Below are 17,353 nucleotides of genomic sequence, written 5' to 3' on the forward strand. Positions count from 1 at the left end.
AACGAGCGGCAAGGTAACCGGCTTCCCAATTCTGGCAGTACCGGCATTTCAGGCGCGGGAATTGTGATGCTGGTCTCAGCTGATCAGCAGGTTTGCATGGTCTGCAGGGCCAGTTTCCGGCGAATGTAGCGGCCCAGTGCATCAACGCCGATGTTCAGCAGCGCGGTGATCAGTATCAGCACCATGGCCCGGTCGAAACGGATGTTCTGTATGGCGCTGTCGACATAGAAGCCCAGCGTGTAGATGCCCAGGATGCCGAGGATGGCTGTTTCCCGCATGATGATTTCCCAACGGTAGAACAGAAACGCCAGGAACGACCGGTAAACCCGGGGAACCAGTTCCCAGCTGTACCGGGTGAAGCCGGTGGGCGCATCCGGGCGCAACTGAATGGTGTTGGTCTGGCGCCCGATCAGGTGGCCGATAATGCCACCGTTGTGCAGGGCCAGTGCCACCACCGCCGGCAGCATGGACGGCCCCCAGAGTTGCAACAGGATGTAAGCCAGGATGTATTCCGGCGTGGAGCGGGCAATCACCAGCAACACATGGCCGGAAGTACGGCGCACCGGGCCACCAAAGTGGTTGGAAATCAGCGGGAATGCCAGCAGGGAAATAATGCCCGTAGCCACCAGGGCAATCTGGGTAAGGACAATGGTGTTCCAGATGCCCGGCAGTGCCTCGGTGATCATCACATCCCCGAACCAGGCAGAGAGGCCGGCAAGCCCCTCGCCATTACGCAGGGGCGCCGGGATGATGTCTTCGGTGAAGAACCGCTCCACATTGCCCCAGACAATGGGGAACCCGTCTCCCAGAAAGAATGGAGCGGCCAGAATGTAGAACGGCAGCAATTTCGGCCGAACCCACAGGGGCAGGGTGGCAATCAGGATATAGAACAGAATCAGCATGGCGCCGGCATCGGAATACATGCCCTGGGAGAACGACGATTCCAGGTAGAACCCCAGCGTAGGCAAACCCACGAAACCGAGAATGGCCGAGGAGCGCAGGCCGCATTCCAGGCGGTAAGAGGTGTAGGTGCGGATCTGTTCCCAGCAATCCGGAATACGGGCATACAGAAAGGCTGACACCGAACCGGTGCCGGGAGGCAGCAGGCGGCCGGGCTCCGGATCAGACTCTTCAAAGATCTCCGAGTACACCTTGGCGAAGATACCCGAATAGGGGATGGCAATGGCCAGCACGCCGGTCAGTGGGTGGAAACCGAAGAACTGTAAGAAGATCAGCGCCCAGAACAACTCATGAATCGAACGGATGAAGGCACAGAAGATTCGAACCGGCAGAAACCGATAACCCAGCGCCAGCAGAAATCCTGCCAGGCTGCCGATGGTTACACCCACGAAGGCGAACGCCACCGTGCGCAGCAGGGCGGTCATCAGGCCTTCGGTGCTGAAAAAGTTGGGGGTAGCTACGCCCAGAAAGAACCGGCCAAGATCCTGCCAGGGGTTGGCGGTGGTGATGGCAATATCGGCCGCCAGCAAACCGCCGAGCGCAATGGCAAGGAAGATGAAACTGGCTCTGACGGTGGGGTAGGAAAACATAAACTGGTTCTGGCCCGTTAATACAGCGACATGATGTCGGATGCGACAAGCGAGGAAGCCGCTTCGTCCAGCGCTACCTGGCCGTCCTGAATGCCGATGATCCGGTTACAGTAACGCAGTGCCATGTCCACATCGTGCAAAGCAATAATCGAGGTGGAGAACCGGTTGGTGAGGGTTTTCATGACCAGGTGCGCCATGGGGCCATCCAGTGCCGAAATGGGCTCATCCGCTAACAGCACAGGGGCCTGCCGGTAGATGGCCCGGGCAATGGCCACCCGCTGGCGTTGCCCGCCAGACAGTGCAGCCGCCGGTATCCACTGTTTCTCGGGAATTTCCAGTTCTTTGAGCAAGGCCTTTACGGTGTCGCGGTCGCGACGGAACGGGCGAATCAGGGTCAGGGCGTTATACCAGCCGGGATGTCGGTCCAGTTGTCCCATAAACACGTTATGAAATACCGGCAGCGCGTTCACCAACCCCAGGCCTTGCGGAATCAGGGATGCCTCACTCTCAAGCCGGTCGTAAAGCAAACGGATCAGCGTAGACTTGCCGGCGCCACTTTTGCCGACCAGCGCCACATGCTCGCCTTCATTTACGTGCAGGGAGAGCGGGCCAATCACCCGCTCTCCGTTAAAGCTGGCTGTCAGACCATGAAAATCAAATCCTGACATCAATCGAGGATTCCGATGTTTTCAGCGGTCTTGCGAATGGGCTCGTAATCATCGTTAGACGCCGGAATAAAGCCGGAACGGGGGAAGCTTTCAAGCAGTGCCGGGTCGCCCAGTTCCAGCAGGGCCTTGGTCACCTTGTCTTTGAAACCTTCACCGAACCGCTCGTTCACGTCACCGCGGATGGTCCACTGGTAATCCGGGTACGCCGGGGTTTTCCAGATAATCTGAACGGCATCGGTATCGATGTTTCCATCTGCCAGCTCTTTTTCCCAGACCTGGAAGTTGAGCGCGCCCACTTCATAGGTGCCAGCCTCTACCAGGCGAAGAGTACGGGTATGGTTACCGCTGAAACCAACACGGGAAAATACAGATTCCGGTGCCTCACCAAAGGTGTCGCGCAGGTGGAACTCGGGCATCAGGCGGCCGGAGGTAGAACCCTTGGAACCAAAGGTAAAGGTTTTGCCACGCAGGTTGTCCTCAAGGTCCGCCAGGCTGTCTGCCGGCTCGATTTCGGTGCTGGTGTTGGCGATGAAGTAGGTGACGAAGGCTTCGTCTTCCACGCCCTGGGCGATGGCCTCAGAACCCGGCACCAGGCGCCGCGCCTGCACACCGGACAGCCCGCCAAACCAGGCCAGCTGCACCTGGTTGTTGCGGAAGGCGGATACCGCTGCCGCATAGGATTTTACCGGGATATAACGAACGTCTACGTCGAGCTGCTCGGAAAGGTAATCGGCCACGCCGCGAAAGCGCTCTACCAGCTTCGTTTCATCCTCATCAGGAATAGCCGTAAACACGAAGGTTTGTGCCTGTACGGCAGTTACGGCAGAAAAAGACAGAAGGCCGGAAACCAGCCATTTCCGTAGATGTTTGATGACCATGATGATTCATTCCTTTTAGTCGGGGGAGCTTTTGGGTGGTCCGGCCAGCGCCGAAGGCAGCCTCAGGATACCGTGAATTACCACAAGTCTGAACCGGTATACGCAGGTATCCTTTACCCGGAGCACTGGCGCGTGCAGAATTTCGGTAAATTTATCGGACACCCTTTATGCATCTTCTGATCATCACTCCTGCCGGCCCGGACTCCAAGGCCGGTAATCGAGCCACAGCCCTGCGCTGGCAGGTACTGCTGGAGCAATCCGGCCATCAGGTCCAGGTATTGACTGGGTATGATGGAGAAACGGCTGATCTGATGCTCGCCCTCCACGCATGGCGCAGTGCCGGTGCGGTAGCGGCATGGAGAGAGAAACATCCGGACAAGCCATTAATTGTCGTGCTGACGGGTACCGATATCTATCATCACCAGCATGAATATCCCGGGGTTACCCTGGCTTCGATGGACGCGGCGGATTTGCTGATAGGCCTGCACGACCTGGTAGCCCGGGATATTCCCGAATCATTCCGCGACAAACTCGTTACCCTTCGTCAGTCTGCGGCGCAGCCTGCCGTGCGCGGCGGCTCCCGGCCGGAACCGGGGCAGTTCAATATCTGTGTGATCGGCCACCTGCGTGATGAAAAAGACAGCCTGCGGGCTGCCCTTGCCGCTCGGCATCTACCGGAAGATTCCAGCATTGTCGTTAATTGTGCCGGCCGCCCGCACACCGAGGAGTGGCGCGAGAAAGCGTTGGCAGAAAGCAAGGATAACCCGCGCTTTCACTGGTTAGGGGAGCTGGATAAACCGGGCCTGGAAAACCTGATGGCCGTGAGCAGTGTGATGGTCATCAGCTCTGTGATGGAAGGTGGCGCGAATGTGGTCTCTGAAGCCTGCAGGGCAGGCTTGCCCATTCTGGCATCGGATATTCCGGGCAATAAGGGGCTGTTGGGTGAGGATTATCCGGGCTATTTCCCGGTTGGGGATGACAAGGCACTGGCCCGGTTGATGTACCGGGCAGAGCGGGAACCGGAGTACCTGGCAAAACTGAGATCGGCTGTGTCGGCGCTCGCTGAAACCTTCACCCCTGAAAAAGAACGCCAGAGCCTGGACGAGGCTCTGGCGCGGGTAGTCGACATCCGAGGCTAAGGTACGTTTTACAGTACTTTTTTCGCCTCGGCGGTCAGCTGGCTGTAGCCTTTCATGCTCTTGAAGGCTTCCAGCTTCTGCTTGTCTTCGGCGTTCGGGTTGGCAATCTGCTCGATGGAAATGATACCGGCTTCTTTCATCTTCTTCGCAGTCGCCGGTCCGATACCCTTCACACGGGTAAGATCAGACTTGTCCGCAGGCTTGGCCGCCTTCGGAGTGGCAGTTTTTTTGGTGGCAGGCTTTTTGGCAGGCGCCTTCTTTGCAGCCGGCTTGCTGCCTGTAGCGGATTTGGCCGCAGACTTGGCCTTGCTGGCTGTTTCGTCCGCCGCTTTGCGGGCTTCCTTGGAGGCAATACCCACACGCTCCAGCAGGGTGGCCTGCAATTCGTGGAACTCGTTCATCCGGCGCTCGAACTCTTCGTTAAAACGCTTCATTTCCCGGTCACGCAGCTCGTCCATGTCTTTGAGCAGCTTGCGCACGGGGTCCTGAATCTGGTGCTGCAGGTGGTCGAACTGTTGCAGGGCATCGCTAATCAGCCCCTCGATCTGGGCAGAGGTTTTCTCGAACTCTTTGTTCACCTTCTTGACGATCTTATCTACGCTCGGTTTGGCTTTCTTTGCCATGGGGACGTCTCCTTGCAGACGGATGCTTGGTAAGTACTACGGGGTATCAGGCCAGTTGCCTCATGCTCGCGACGGGGCCCGGGCCACGGCGGGATTTGAGGCTTTGTTTTTTCAGAAGTACTTCGTGAATGCGCCGGAGTTTTTCTGACAGGGGAGATGCGTCTTTGGTGTTAAGGTCAGAAAAATCAATCGAATAGAAGAAATTGCTACAGTGCTTTCTCTTTTCGGTGACCAGGCCGGAGACACCCTCGGCCCGGATTTCCTCAAACGGCATATCCATTACCAGCTCCAGAACCAGAGTATCGCCCGGCTCGAAAACCTTGTCGGTTTTCATCACGCAGCCATAGCTGTCCAGCTCGTACACGCGGGCCTCGACGGTTTCTTTACGAAACAGTCCCTGGCGAACACGGAAGCGGGCAACCAGATCCGGTAGTGGGTCGTTCATTAACCTGTATCTCTGCGTTTTTCAGTACATCAGAATGTGTATATAGATCAAACAATAGACGGCGAAAGCAATTATGGCAATGCTGTCAGCCGTCTACGGTAACCCTTTCAGGGAATGGTTCAAGACCCTGGCCGGTGATTCCGGGCCAGATCCGTTACCGTGAACGGGTTTTGATTTCGTACATATCAACACGGCGATCTTTAAGATTAGTGACAGAGCCTTCGTTACGTACCAGTTTCAGCTTTTCCAGGTCCATATCCGAGAACATGATCATCTCGGTGTTGGGCGTGGTTTCCGCCATCACGGCATCGTGGGGGAAGGCGAAGTCCGAAGGCGAGAACACGGATGACTGGGCGTACTGAACGTCCAGGTTTTCCACCTTGGGCAAGTTACCCACGCTGCCGGTGATCACCACATAGCATTCGTTTTCAATGGCTCGCGCCTGGGCGCAGTGGCGCACCCGCAGGTAGCCGTTCTTGGTGTCTGTCCAGAAGGGCACACAGATAATATCGACGTTCTGGCTGGCTGCAATACGGCCCAGTTCCGGGAATTCGATGTCGTAGCAGATCAGAATGGCAACCCGGCCCGCGTCGGTATCAAATACCTTGAACTCATTACCGCCTTCAATCACCCAGTCCCGGCGTTCGTGTGGGGTAATGTGAATCTTGCGCTGCTCATCAACCCGACCGTCCCGGTGGCAGAGATAGGAGACGTTGTATACCCGGTCGTTCTCGATCAGCGGCATGGAGCCAGTGATGATGTTGATGTTATAGCTGACGGCCATTTCCGACATTTCGTTACGGAACTGTTCGGTAAAGCCGGCCAGGAAGCGAATGGCGCGGGTCTGGTCCATCTGGTCGGTCAGCCCCATCAACGGTGCGTTGAAGAACTCGGGGAACAGGGCGAAATCGCTTTTGTAGTCCGACAGCGCGTCGACGAAGTACTCTACCTGCTTGAGCACTTCCTCAACCGAGGTGAACTCTCGCATCTGCCACTGAACTGCACCCATACGCACCTGGGTTTTCTTCACGTCCAGTACTGAGGAGGGCGGGGTATACAGGATGTTTCGCCACTCGAGGAGCGTGGCATAGCCCATGGATTTTTCGTCTTCCGGCAGGTATTTGTGCATCAGCCGGGTAACCTGGAAGTCATTGGAGAGCTGGAAGCTCAGAATCGGATCGTAGATCTCTTTGCGGTCTACCCGCTGGATGTACTCTTCCGGTGTGTACTGCTCGGAATACTTGAAGTAGTTGGGAATGCGGCCGCCGGCCAGGATGGCCCGCAGGTTCATGGAGCGACACAGTTCCTTTCGGGCTTCATACAAGCGCCGGCCCAGACGATAGCCGCGATATTCATGGTGGATGAACACATCCAGCCCATACAGGGAATCACCATTGGGGTTGTGCCAGATCTTTTCGTTGCGAAGGATCAGGTCGTCGTAGGCGTGGGGGTTGCTGAACCGCTCGTACTTAACGCTTACGGTTAGTGCTACGGCTACCAGGTGGCCATTGTCTTCAATACAGATCTGGCCATCCGGGAATTGCTCCACCAGCGCCTTGATGGTGTCTTTTGGCCATGCACCGCCGATGTCCTCATAAACATCGTCCATCAGTTCCTGGAGCTGTGGGTAATCCTCGAGGGTGAGGTTGCGCAGGTTCAGGTGCAGTTCTTCGTGGGCCATTCAGAGATTCTCCGTTTTTGACGAGCGGATGCACGGTTCAGGATGCATCAGTTTAACAGAGGCTCCTGAATACTTCGCCCGGGACTATTGGTCCAGGTATTTGATACGCCGGCTCAGCTCTTCCAGCGTTTTCCGGCCAATACCATTGGATTCATCACTGAGGTAAGGGTTCTTGAGGGTGATGATGGTGCGATGCTTGAGGTTAAGTTCGTTCATCGCGCGGCCGAAGTATGTGTTCAGATAGTCCGCAAAACTGCCATCATTGATGGCGCGCTCAATGCCAAGCTGAAGCCGGTGGGCGGTGTCGTGATCGTGTTTTGCGGCAAACAGGTATGAAGGTAGCGGGTAAGCAATCAGAAGATCGGGCTCAATCACCAGGCCACTGGCGCGGGGCTGTTCGAGGTCAAACAGCACTTCACTGATTCCCCTCGAAAAGCAGTCGAAACGTTGGTTCAGCAGCATCCCGAACAGCACTTCGAACCGGGGGTTGGTGATGACTCTCAGCCCGTTGGCCTCGAGAATCGGGGTGTCTGGCCAGTGCGTTCCCTGGCCAATACTGATTTTACGGGCTTTGATGTCTTCAAGGCTGGAAATATCTTTGAACTTTGGCAGGTTTTCCGGCATGACCAGACAAACCCGAAAGCCCAGCAAGCCGCCATCCACCGGAACGGGGATCGGATTCAGGCTGTCTTCCCGTTCAGCCGTGGTGGCAACGTTGGCAATATCGAGGATCCGGTTGTTACCTTTGGTCAGCTCCAGCAATGCCCGCCCCTGGCTGACCTCCAAACTGCGAAGGAGTTCATAGCTGCCGTACTCGGGGGTTTTATCCAGGGCCAGCAACACCAGGTTGCGAATTGCCGGGCTGTCGTAGTTGCGGTACCAGAGGGTGAGCTCCCGGTGGTTGTCTGTTGTTTCGGCAACTACATGGGTGGCAGGTACCAGGCTTGCCAGCAGGCAGGCCGCGAAAGAAACGACGCGGAAAAGGGGAGTACAACCCAAGTCGGCTTTCCTTCTGGAAGATGCGTGAAATGTCGTTGTATTGTTCTGATTTGCATTGTTGTTGCTTTACGGGCAATTTTGCAACGCAAATTCGCGGTAACTGGAACCAGGACACCAAATTCATGGCTTTGATCGACAGTATTATAGGCGCAACCGGGCAGTGGGTGGCATCAACCGACGAGCTGGAAGGTACGCTGACCGATCAGCCAGCGCCCAGTTCAGCGATGGCCTGAAGGAAAGTTTCGCCATACTTCTCCAGCTTGGCGGCACCAACCCCGCTGATTTCGCCCAGCTCTTCGATGCTGCCAGGTCGGCGCTGGAGCATTTCGAACAGCGTGGTGTCGTGGAAGATCACATAGGGCGGCACACCCTGCTTGTCTGCCAGTTCCTTGCGGCAAGCCCGCAAGGCGTCCCAGCCAGTATGGTCAGTGATCTGGTCCCGGATATCCTGCCCGCTGGCGCGACTGCCAGATGACTTGCTGCCAGAGCCCTTCTTCTGAACCGGGTCTTTACGCAGCTGGATAGGCTGTTCACCTTTCAGCAGGGGGCGACAGCGTTCGGTCAGCTGCAGGGCGCCGTAGCCTTCCGGATCTGCGCGGAGATATCCGTTAGCCACCAGTTGCCGGAATACCGACTTCCATTCGGTCGCCGATAAATCCTGCCCGATGCCGTAGGTGGAAATGGCCTGGTGGCCGGATTGCAGGATACGTTCGTTCTCTGAACCGCGAAGTACATCAATGACATAGTTAACGCCAAAGCGCTGGCCGGTGCGGTACACGCAAGACAGCGCTTTCTGCACAGCAACCGTGCCATCCCAGGTTTCCGGCGGGTTCAGGCAGGTGTCGCAGTTGCCGCAGGGCTGTTCGAGGGTGTCGCCGAAGTAACGCAGCAGAACCTGCCGGCGGCATTGAGTGACTTCACACAGGCCCAGCATGGCATCCAGTTTCTGCCGCTCGACACGTTTGAACTGGTCATTACCCAGGGACGCTTCCAGCATCTGCCGCAGTTTGATGACATCCTGCAGGCCGTAAACCATCCAGGCCGTCGAGGGTTTGCCGTCACGGCCGGCCCGTCCGGTTTCCTGGTAGTAGGCTTCCAGGCTCTTGGGAAGGTCCAGGTGGGCAACAAACCTCACGTCCGGCTTGTCGATGCCCATACCAAAGGCAATGGTCGCCACAATGATTACGCCATCTTCGCGCAGAAAGCGCTCCTGGTTCCTGGCTCGTTCTTCGGCAGTCAGGCCGGCGTGGTAGGGCAGTGCCAGGTAGCCTTTGCTGGCCAGCAACCTGGCAGTGGCGTCTACCTTGTTACGGGAAAGACAGTAAACAATGCCGCAGTCACTTTCATGTTCGGCTTTAATAAAGTCCAGTAACTGTTTGTTGGCGTTGATTTTCGGGGTGATTCGATACTGGATGTTCGGGCGATCGAAACCGCTGATGAAGTGCCGGGCCTGGGTCAGCGACAGGCGCTCGGCAATTTCCTTTCGGGTACGTTCATCGGCGGTTGCGGTCAGGGCAATTCGGGGAATGCCGGGAAATTCTTCCGCCAGCATGCTCAGCTGCAGGTAATCAGACCGGAAATCATGGCCCCACTGGGAGACACAGTGGGCTTCGTCGATGGCAAACAGAGACAGGGACGCGTTGTGCAGCAGTTCAATGGTACGAGGCTGGATCAGCCGTTCCGGTGCGCAATACAGCAGGTCCAGTTCGCCGGTCATCAGGGCATATTCGGTGGCCCGGGCCTGCTCGAAATCCATGGTGGAGTTCAGGAACGCCGCTTTCACGCCCAGTTGTTTCAGGGCGGCCACCTGGTCCTGCATCAGGGCGATCAGCGGCGAGATGACCACCGCCGTACCCGGTCGAACCAGCGCCGGCACCTGATAACACAAGGACTTACCGCCGCCGGTGGGCATCAGTACCAGGGCATCACCACCGCCCACCACTTCCTGCACGATATCGCCCTGCAGCGGCCGGAAACTTTCGTAACCGAATACCTCGTGCAGAACCTGCTCCGGGCTTCGGCCGGTGGCAGAAGGGGGTTCGCGGGTCAGTTGGTCAAAATCCTGGTCCGGATACATGCTGGTCTTTGCCTGTGGGCGGGAAATGTTCAGGGCGGGGATGATAACAGATCCGCCGGCGGGATTGGTTAACCCCGCCATTTCGGTGGAGGAAATCAGTGCCAAGACAGGATAGAATACCGCCAATTTCCAACCACTTGATTAACCGCTTCGAACAACAACAGGGCTTGCATGCAGGAATTTGACGCAATCCGTCCCTATTCGGATGAAGAAACAGCGCCGGCCATCAAACGCCTGGTTAATGATCGGGAGTTCCTCGACATGGTGGGCCGCTTCAAGTCCCCCCTGGCGGCGAAGTGGGCGCCGGCGGTCTTGCGGATGTTTGTACGGCGCTGGCTGGTTGGCAACTTCGGCCACTACCATCGGGTGGATGACCTGCAGGCGGAGCTGTCAAAGTACGTGGGCGAACTGGTTGAAAGCACCACCTCCCGGGTAACCCACAGCGGCCTGGAGAACCTGAGCAAGACCAACGCCCATTTGTTTATCTCCAACCACAGGGACATCGTGTTTGACCCAATGGTGGTGAATTACCTGCTGTTCCAGAACGGTTTCCTGACCACCCGCATTGCCATTGGCGACAATCTGCTGCAGAACCGGGTGTTTGCAGAGATGATGCGCCTGAACAAGAGCTTTGTGGTGCGTCGTAACATGACCAGCCCCCGGGAAATGCGCGATGCCTACCTGACGCTGTCCGGGTTTATCAACCACAGCATCGACACCAACCACAGCATCTGGATAGCCCAGCGTGAAGGCCGCGCGAAGGACGGTATAGACGCCACGGACCCTGCCATCATCAAGATGTTCTACATGAGCCGGAAAAAATCCGGGCTGGACTTTGGCGAGGCCATGAACCGGCTGCATATTGTGCCGGTGTCTATTGCCTACGAGTACGACCCCTGCGATGCCGACAAGGCCCGGGAGCTGGAAGTGAAGGCCCGTACCGGCAGCTACCAGAAAACCGAAGGGGAAGATTCCGAGCAGATTGTAAAAGGCCTGACCGGTTACAAGGGGCATGTGCATGTGCACTTCGGTGCGCCTATTGCCGATGCACCGGACAATCCGAAAGCCCTGGCCGCCCGCATCGACCACGAAATGCACGCCAATTACCATCTGCATGCATCCAACCTGGTGGCTTACCAGATGCGGGGCGTTCACCCGGAAGCCCGGGAAACACCGGGCAGTGTCAGTGAAAGCGTGGTGACGGCAGAAACCTGGTCGCCGGCGGACCTGGATGCGGCCCGTGCTGAAATGGAGCGCCGGCTGGAAGCCTGTGATCCGGCTATCCGGCCTTACCTGCTGGATATGTACGCCAATCCGGTGGTCAACGCCCTGGCCGCCAATAACAACGGCGAGGCGCTGACGCCAACCGAAGAATAGCCTAGGCCCAGAGCATGGCGCCCATCTCCAGCGGATGGGTGAGGGCGTCATGGTAGGGATAGGCCCTCAATCGCAGGGTTTGCAGGCCCGGGTAGGGCGCTTTGATGCGCGCGGAGAACAGGGTTTTGCCATCCTGGTCACCTGCCGGCTCCAGGATGAAACTGTCCGGCCCGGGCTCGCCGTGGCTGCCGGTACAGTCCGGTGACACCACGCATTCCACCCGGATATCCTCCGGTGCCAGCCCGTTCAGGGCCACTTCTACGCTCAGCTCCACTTCTTCATCCCAGTTGCAGCGGTCTGTGACACAACCGTGCATCTGAATGTTCACCCCGTGCCAGGCCGCCCGTATCCGCGCCTTCCATTGCGCCAGCTCATTGGCCAGTTCGCCTTTGTTTGCTGCCAGGCGGTGTCCCTGGGCGCTGGCCGGCTGGTAATAGTTCCGTACGTAATCCATCACCATGCGCTGGGAATTGAACCGGGGCGTAATGGTTTTCATGGACGCCTTGGAACGGGCCACCCAGTCTTTCGAGTAACCTTGGGCTTCCCGTTTGTAGTACAGCGGGATAATTTCTATTTCCAGTAAGTCGAGCAGGTCCCGGGCTTCTTCACGGTTGCGGAATTCCTGGTCCAGGTGAATATCGCGGGGGGCAATGGCCCAGCCGTTGTTGCCGTCGTAACCTTCGCCCCACCAGCCATCCAGCACACTCAGGTTAAGGGCGCCGTTCATGGCGGCTTTCTCGCCGGAGGTACCGCTGGCTTCTTTTGGATATTCCGGCGTATTCAGCCAGACATCCACGCCGCTTAACAGCCGCCGCGCCATGGCCTGGTCGTAGTCTTCCAGCAGAATAATATGACCCATCAGGGAAGGCTGTATGGACAGGTCGTGGATGACCTTGATCAGTTGCTGCCCCGGGTTGTCCTTGGGATGGGCCTTGCCGGCGAAGACCAGGACTACGGGGTTGTCAGGGTCTGTCAGTAACCGTTCCAGCCGCGGCAGGTCGGAAAATATCAGGGTGGCCCGCTTGTAGGTGGCAAAGCGCCGGGCAAAGCCGATCACCATGGCGTCTTTTTCGGGGGATACCAGCTTTCGGGTCATGCGCTCGGTGACCGAATGGCCGGTACCGTTGCGCTGATGCTGGCGCCTCAACCGGCGCACGATGAATTCTGCCATCTGTTGTTTCAGGGCTTTATGCACGCTCCAGTAGTGATAATCCGGAATTCTGTCGACAAAATTCCAGAAATCCGGGTTTCTCAGCTCGCTTTTCCAGGTGGGCGCCTGCATTTCAAACAGGCTGGCCCATTCCGGCGCCAGAAAGGTAGAAACATGCACGCCGTTGGTAATGTAACCGATGGGGTTTTCTTCCGGAGGAATTTGCGGCCAGATGCTGCCTTCCATTTCTGAGGCGACCCCGCCGTGGATACGGCTGACACCATTGTGAAACCGCGAGCCCCGCAAGCCCAGGCTGGTCATGTTGAAGGTGCCATCGCCGTTCTTGCTGCCCAGCTCGAAAACCCGGTCGAAATCCAGCCCCGCGGTTTCTGTATACGGGCCCAGGGCATGGGCAACCAGGTCCCGAGGAAAAATGTCATGGCCGGCGGGAACCGGCGTATGGGTGGTAAACAGGGTGCAGGCGGCAACGGATTCCAGGGCGGCCTCGAAGCTGAGGCCGTTCTCCATGGCCATCCGGCAGCGCTCCAGGATCTGGAAGGCGGCGTGGCCTTCGTTAATGTGCCAGGCGGTGGGCTTGATGCCCAGTGCTGCCAGCGCGCGGGTGCCCCCGATGCCCAGCAGGATTTCCTGGCTGATGCGGGTGTCTGAATCGCCGCCGTACAGTTGCAGGGTCAGTTCCCGGTCCTGCTCGTTGTTCTCTGGTGTATTGGCATCGAGCAGGTACAGGCGGATATGGCCAACCCGCGCCTGCCAGACCCGGGCCCACAGCTCCCGCCCCGGGAAGGGCACGGAAATCTTGAGTTGCTCGCCATCCTGTTCTACCGGGCTGATGGGCAGCTCGTCGCTGTCGTGGCACTGATACCGGGCTACTTGCTGGCCCTGGGCATCAATGGTCTGCATGAAATAGCCCTGCTGGTACAGTAGCCCGACGGCCACAAAGGGCAAGCCGAGATCGCTGGCCGCCTTGCAGTGGTCACCGGCCAGGATGCCCAGGCCACCGGAATAGATCGGAAAGCTTTCGTGAAACCCGAACTCGGCGCAAAAATAGGCCACCAGGCTGGTTTCGGGGTTGAGCAGCTCCACTACTTCTGCACCCGGCCCGGCCTCTACGTAGGCATCGTAACTGGACAGCACCCGACGGTATTCGGCGAGAAAGGCGCGGTCGGCAGCGGCTTCTTCGAGCCGGTGCTGGGATACCCGCCGCAGAAACAGCTTTGGGTTGTGCTCCACTTTCTGCCACAGGCGCAGATCAATACGGGCAAACAGCCCCCTTACGCCGTGGTTCCAGCTGTAAAACAGGTCGTTTGCCAGCTCCCCCAGCCGATGCAGGGCTTCGGGCAGTTGGGGGCGGGCTTCAAGCCGGAATTCCGTAGCCTTGTGCATGTTCGGAACCTCCCTGTGGTTACTGGTTATGCCTGAGCTTGTTGTAGAGGGCGGCGTATTCGCCGGCCCGGTGCTTCCACGAGTAATCTGCGGTCATGCCATTTTGCTGCAGCTGTTGCCAGGTTTTCCGGTGCTTGCGGGCCTCGAGCGCCCGGTTCACGGCGCGCTTCAGCCCGTGGGCGTTGGGCTCCCGGAAAACAAATCCGTTGGCGTCCCGTACCGGCACCTCGCCGGGGTCCAGTACGGTATCGTTCAGCCCGCCCGTGCCGTGCACCACCGGTATGGTGCCGTAGCGCAGGCTGTACATCTGGTTCAGGCCACAGGGCTCAAACCGGGATGGCATCAGGAAGATGTCCGCGCCGGCGGTTATTTCGTGGGCCAGGGCCTCGTTATAACCCAGCGTAAGTGACAACTGTTCGGGCCAGTCCCGGGCCAGGTGTTGCAGCGCCTGTTGGTAACGGGCCTCTCCGGAACCGAGAATGGCAAACTGACAACCCTTTTCCAGTAAAGCCGGCAGTGCTTCCAGCAGCCAGTCCAGCCCCTTCTGTTCTACCAGACGCCCGACAAATCCCAGCACCGGAGCGCCGTTCACTTCCAGCCCCAGTTTGCGCTGCAGGGCTGCCCGGCACTGGGCTTTTCCGGAGGTATCGTCCGGGCTGTAGTGGAAATCCAGGTGCTGGTCCGACTTCGGGTTCCAGTAACGGTTATCGATGCCGTTCAATATGCCGGTCAAGGCATGGGACCGGTGTTCCAGCAAACCGTCGAGCCCATAGCCAAACTCCGGCGTGCGGATTTCCCGGGCGTAGCTCGGGCTCACAGTGGTGATGGCATCGCTGAACACCAGGCCGCCCTTGAGAAAGGAAAACTGGCCGTGAAATTCCAACTGGTCAAAGCGCCAGAGATGATCCGGCAACCCCAGCGCCCTGAACGTTTCATGGGAGAAAAGGCCCTGATACGCTAGGTTATGGATGGTAAAGACAGTGGCGGGCGCGTGCTTGTCGTTGTGCAGAAACACGGGGATCAGGCCGGTTTGCCAGTCGTTGCAATGCACGATATCCGGCTTCCAGGATAACCCCAGTTGCCCCAGCGCCATCATGGCCCCGATACGGGCAAACAGGTGAAAACGATGGGCGTTGTCCCACCAGTCTTCACCGTTTTCGTTCTGGTACGGGCTGTCACCTTGCCGGTCGAACAGGGCCGGACAATCCACCAGCCAGAGCAGTACCTGAGTCTCCGGCACCTGGGTTTGCCAGAGTGAAACATCGTATTGCCCGAAACGGAAGCGGGCCTTGCGCTGAGAACCGGCCTCCCGGGCCGCCTTGAGTGCAGCGGGATAACCCGGTAGCAGGATCTGGCAATCATAGCCGAGCCGGCACAGGGCTTCCGGCAGGCTGCCGGACACATCGGCCAGGCCGCCGGTCTTTACCAGGGGAAAGACTTCGCTGGTGGCAAACAGAATTCGGGTCATGCATCGGCCTTCAGAATAATCAGCCCCAAGGGTGGCAGGGTAACCTCCACCGACGCCGGCCTGGCCATCCAGGGGGTGTCGGTTGCAGTCAGGGTAAACGGATTGCCCAGATTACTGCCACCGTAGTAGGTGGAGTCGGAATTGAAGATCTCCTGCCAGTTGCCGGCCAGGGGAACACCAATCCGGTAGTGATGCCGGGGCACGGGGGTAAAGTTGACCACGATCACCAGGGCCTCGCCACCGTGCTGGTCCGGTTTGCGCAGATAGCTGACCACCGACTGGGTGGAGTCGTGGCAATCAATCCATTCAAAACCGGCTGCATTGTAGTCCAGCCGGTGCAGGGCAGGTTGTTCCCGGTACAGGCGGTTAAGGTCCTGCACCAGTTTGTGGATGCCCTGATGCCCTTCGTGTTGCAGCAGGTGCCAGTCCAGCTCCCGTTTTTCACTCCATTCCTGCCGTTGGCCGAACTCGCCGCCCATAAACAGCAACTTGGCACCCGGGTAGGTGAACATATAGCTGAACAGCAGCCGCAGCGATGCCCGTTGTTGCCAGTCGTCTCCGGGCATTTTCTGGATCAGGCTGGATTTGCCGTGTACCACTTCATCGTGGGACAGCGGCAACAGGAAGTTCTCGGAAAAGGCATACAGCAGCCCGAAGGTGAGCTTGTCGTGGTGGAATTGCCGGTAAACAGGGTCCTGCTGGAAGTAGTGCAGGGTGTCGTGCATCCAGCCCATATTCCACTTCAGGTTGAAGCCCAGCCCGCCGACTTCCGGTGGCCGGGTAACCTGGGGCCAGGAGGTGGATTCCTCCGCCATCATCAGCACCCCGGGGAACCGGCCCTGGCACACCTGGTTGAGCTCCCGAAGGAAGGCAATAGCCTCCAGGTTCTCGTTGCCGCCGTATTCGTTCGGCAACCAGTCTTCTTCATTGCGGGAGTAATTCAGGTACAGCATGGAGGCAACGGCATCTACCCGCAGGCCATCCACATGGAAGGTATCCAGCCAGAACAGGGCACTGCCAATCAGGAAGTTTTTTACTTCATGGCGGCTGTAGTTGTAGATCAGGGTGCCCCAGTCCTGGTGCCGGCCCCGGCGCGGGTCTTCGTGTTCGTAAAGGGCGGTGCCGTCAAACTTTGCCAGGGCGTGTTCGTCGTCCGGAAAGTGTCCGGGAACCCAGTCGAGAATTACCCCGATATTGTGTTGGTGGCACTGGTCAATCAGGTAACGAAGGTCATCCGGGCTGCCGTAGCGGCTGGTGGGCGCGTAGTAGCCGGTGGTCTGGTAGCCCCAGGATTCATCCAGGGGATGCTCGGTCACCGGCAGCAATTCAATATGGGTGAAGCCGGTCTCCAGTACATAGGGAATCAGCTGCTCTGCCAGCTCCCGGTAAGTCAGCCAGCGACCGGAGCCGTGGTGGCGCCATGAACCGGGATGCACCTCGTAAATGGAAATGGGGCTGCGTTGCCAGTCAAACCGGTTGCGGCTTTCCAGCCAGTCGCCATCTTCCCAGCAATAGCCCCGGCGCTCGGTAACCCGGGCGGCGGTTGACGGCCTGAGTTCGAAGGCCTGGCCGTAAGGATCCGTTTTGGTGAGCTGGTGACCGTCGCGGGTTGTAATTGAAAACTTGTACAGGGCGTCAACCTGGACTTTCGGTATGAACACAGACCATACGCCGAATCCTTCATGCAGCTGCATGGCGTCTGCGTCGGCCTGCCAGTGATTGAAATCACCGACGACACTGACAGCCCTGGCATTGGGGGCCCAGACCGCAAAACGCACACCTTCGGTGCCTTCATGGGTCATGGGATGTGCGCCAAGCACATTATAGATATGCCAGTGCCGGCCTTCGGCCAGCAGGTAGAGGTCGAACTCGCTCAGGGTGGGGCTTTCCATAG

The 17,353-nt window shown here is 58.2% G+C and carries 13 protein-coding genes; 2 read left to right on the plus strand and 11 right to left on the minus strand.

What is annotated here, in order from left to right:
* Positions 1–83: 83 nt before the first annotated feature.
* From AQ621_RS07495 to AQ621_RS07505, 3 genes are read right to left on the minus strand one after another with little or no spacing between them, the layout of a single operon-like run.
* Complete coding sequence (locus AQ621_RS07495) at positions 84–1,550, minus strand: PhnE/PtxC family ABC transporter permease (protein ID WP_058340925.1); 1,467 nt, start codon at positions 1,548–1,550, stop codon at positions 84–86.
* Between the two features lie 17 nt (positions 1,551–1,567).
* A complete protein-coding gene (locus AQ621_RS07500) occupies positions 1,568–2,218 on the minus strand; it encodes an ATP-binding cassette domain-containing protein (protein ID WP_058340926.1) in 651 nt (216 codons plus the stop codon).
* Positions 2,218–3,096: a putative selenate ABC transporter substrate-binding protein gene (locus tag AQ621_RS07505; RefSeq protein WP_145840258.1), complete on the minus strand. Its 879-nt coding sequence runs from the start codon at positions 3,094–3,096 to the stop codon at positions 2,218–2,220. Before AQ621_RS07505 ends, AQ621_RS07500 begins: the two co-directional genes overlap by 1 nt.
* A gap of 167 nt (positions 3,097–3,263) precedes the next feature.
* Between AQ621_RS07505 and senB the strand changes: the two genes are divergently transcribed.
* Positions 3,264–4,235 carry a selenoneine biosynthesis selenosugar synthase SenB gene (senB, locus tag AQ621_RS07510; RefSeq protein WP_058340927.1) on the plus strand — a complete coding sequence of 324 codons (972 nt, stop codon included), beginning with the start codon at positions 3,264–3,266 and terminating at the stop codon, positions 4,233–4,235.
* 8 nt (positions 4,236–4,243) lie between these two features.
* Here senB and AQ621_RS07515 read toward each other — a convergent pair whose 3' ends face one another.
* The 5 genes from AQ621_RS07515 to recQ all read right to left on the minus strand — a co-directional run bounded on the left by AQ621_RS07515 (position 4,244) and on the right by recQ (position 10,060).
* Positions 4,244–4,858, minus strand: coding sequence for a helix-hairpin-helix domain-containing protein (locus AQ621_RS07515; RefSeq protein ID WP_058340928.1), 615 nt, complete (start codon positions 4,856–4,858; stop codon positions 4,244–4,246).
* 46 nt (positions 4,859–4,904) lie between these two features.
* Positions 4,905–5,303: a hypothetical protein gene (locus tag AQ621_RS07520; protein ID WP_058340929.1), complete on the minus strand. Its 399-nt coding sequence runs from the start codon at positions 5,301–5,303 to the stop codon at positions 4,905–4,907.
* Positions 5,304–5,457: 154 nt separating this feature from the next.
* Positions 5,458–6,984 (minus strand): bifunctional GNAT family N-acetyltransferase/carbon-nitrogen hydrolase family protein, encoded by a 1,527-nt coding sequence (locus AQ621_RS07525; RefSeq protein WP_058340930.1) that lies wholly within the window; start codon positions 6,982–6,984, stop codon positions 5,458–5,460.
* Between the two features lie 84 nt (positions 6,985–7,068).
* Positions 7,069–7,983 (minus strand): ABC transporter substrate-binding protein, encoded by a 915-nt coding sequence (locus AQ621_RS07530; RefSeq protein WP_082640936.1) that lies wholly within the window; start codon positions 7,981–7,983, stop codon positions 7,069–7,071.
* Positions 7,984–8,185: 202 nt separating this feature from the next.
* On the minus strand, positions 8,186–10,060 hold the full coding sequence (gene recQ / locus AQ621_RS07535) for a DNA helicase RecQ (RefSeq protein WP_058340995.1): 1,875 nt from the start codon (positions 10,058–10,060) through the stop codon (positions 8,186–8,188).
* Positions 10,061–10,231: 171 nt separating this feature from the next.
* Here recQ and AQ621_RS07540 point away from each other — a divergent pair, with 171 nt between their 5' ends.
* Positions 10,232–11,437 (plus strand): 1-acyl-sn-glycerol-3-phosphate acyltransferase, encoded by a 1,206-nt coding sequence (locus AQ621_RS07540; protein ID WP_058340931.1) that lies wholly within the window; start codon positions 10,232–10,234, stop codon positions 11,435–11,437.
* A 1-nt stretch (position 11,438) separates the two neighbouring features.
* Here AQ621_RS07540 and glgP read toward each other — a convergent pair whose 3' ends face one another.
* The 3 genes from glgP to glgB are packed head-to-tail and all read right to left on the minus strand — an operon-like array spanning position 11,439 to position 17,351.
* Positions 11,439–13,991, minus strand: coding sequence for an alpha-glucan family phosphorylase (gene glgP, locus AQ621_RS07545; RefSeq protein ID WP_145840259.1), 2,553 nt, complete (start codon positions 13,989–13,991; stop codon positions 11,439–11,441).
* A 19-nt stretch (positions 13,992–14,010) separates the two neighbouring features.
* Entirely contained in the window at positions 14,011–15,459 is a 1,449-nt protein-coding gene (gene glgA, locus AQ621_RS07550) for a glycogen synthase GlgA (RefSeq protein WP_058340933.1), read from the minus strand.
* Positions 15,456–17,351 (minus strand): 1,4-alpha-glucan branching protein GlgB, encoded by a 1,896-nt coding sequence (gene glgB / locus AQ621_RS07555; protein WP_058340934.1) that lies wholly within the window; start codon positions 17,349–17,351, stop codon positions 15,456–15,458. The genes glgA and glgB overlap by 4 nt, the downstream gene beginning before the upstream one ends.
* Positions 17,352–17,353: the final 2 nt, after the last annotated feature.

Origin of the sequence: Marinobacter sp. P4B1 (genome assembly GCF_001447135.1) — a bacterium.
Classification (GTDB): domain Bacteria; phylum Pseudomonadota; class Gammaproteobacteria; order Pseudomonadales; family Oleiphilaceae; genus Marinobacter; species Marinobacter vinifirmus.

Excerpts from the sequence above, each read along its gene's own strand:
- AQ621_RS07515 (WP_058340928.1), bottom strand. The coding sequence starts at position 4,858 with ATGGCAAAGAAAGCCAAACCGAGCGTAGATAAGATCGTCAAGAAGGTG.
- senB (WP_058340927.1), top strand. The coding sequence starts at position 3,264 with ATGCATCTTCTGATCATCACTCCTGCCGGCCCGGACTCCAAGGCCGGT.
- AQ621_RS07505 (WP_145840258.1), bottom strand. The coding sequence starts at position 3,096 with ATGGTCATCAAACATCTACGGAAATGGCTGGTTTCCGGCCTTCTGTCT.
- AQ621_RS07520 (WP_058340929.1), bottom strand. The coding sequence starts at position 5,303 with ATGAACGACCCACTACCGGATCTGGTTGCCCGCTTCCGTGTTCGCCAG.
- AQ621_RS07495 (WP_058340925.1), bottom strand. The coding sequence starts at position 1,550 with ATGTTTTCCTACCCCACCGTCAGAGCCAGTTTCATCTTCCTTGCCATT.
- AQ621_RS07540 (WP_058340931.1), top strand. The coding sequence starts at position 10,232 with ATGCAGGAATTTGACGCAATCCGTCCCTATTCGGATGAAGAAACAGCG.
- glgB (WP_058340934.1), bottom strand. The coding sequence starts at position 17,351 with ATGGAAAGCCCCACCCTGAGCGAGTTCGACCTCTACCTGCTGGCCGAA.
- AQ621_RS07525 (WP_058340930.1), bottom strand. The coding sequence starts at position 6,984 with ATGGCCCACGAAGAACTGCACCTGAACCTGCGCAACCTCACCCTCGAG.
- AQ621_RS07500 (WP_058340926.1), bottom strand. The coding sequence starts at position 2,218 with ATGTCAGGATTTGATTTTCATGGTCTGACAGCCAGCTTTAACGGAGAG.
- glgA (WP_058340933.1), bottom strand. The coding sequence starts at position 15,459 with ATGACCCGAATTCTGTTTGCCACCAGCGAAGTCTTTCCCCTGGTAAAG.
- glgP (WP_145840259.1), bottom strand. The coding sequence starts at position 13,991 with ATGCACAAGGCTACGGAATTCCGGCTTGAAGCCCGCCCCCAACTGCCC.
- recQ (WP_058340995.1), bottom strand. The coding sequence starts at position 10,060 with ATGTATCCGGACCAGGATTTTGACCAACTGACCCGCGAACCCCCTTCT.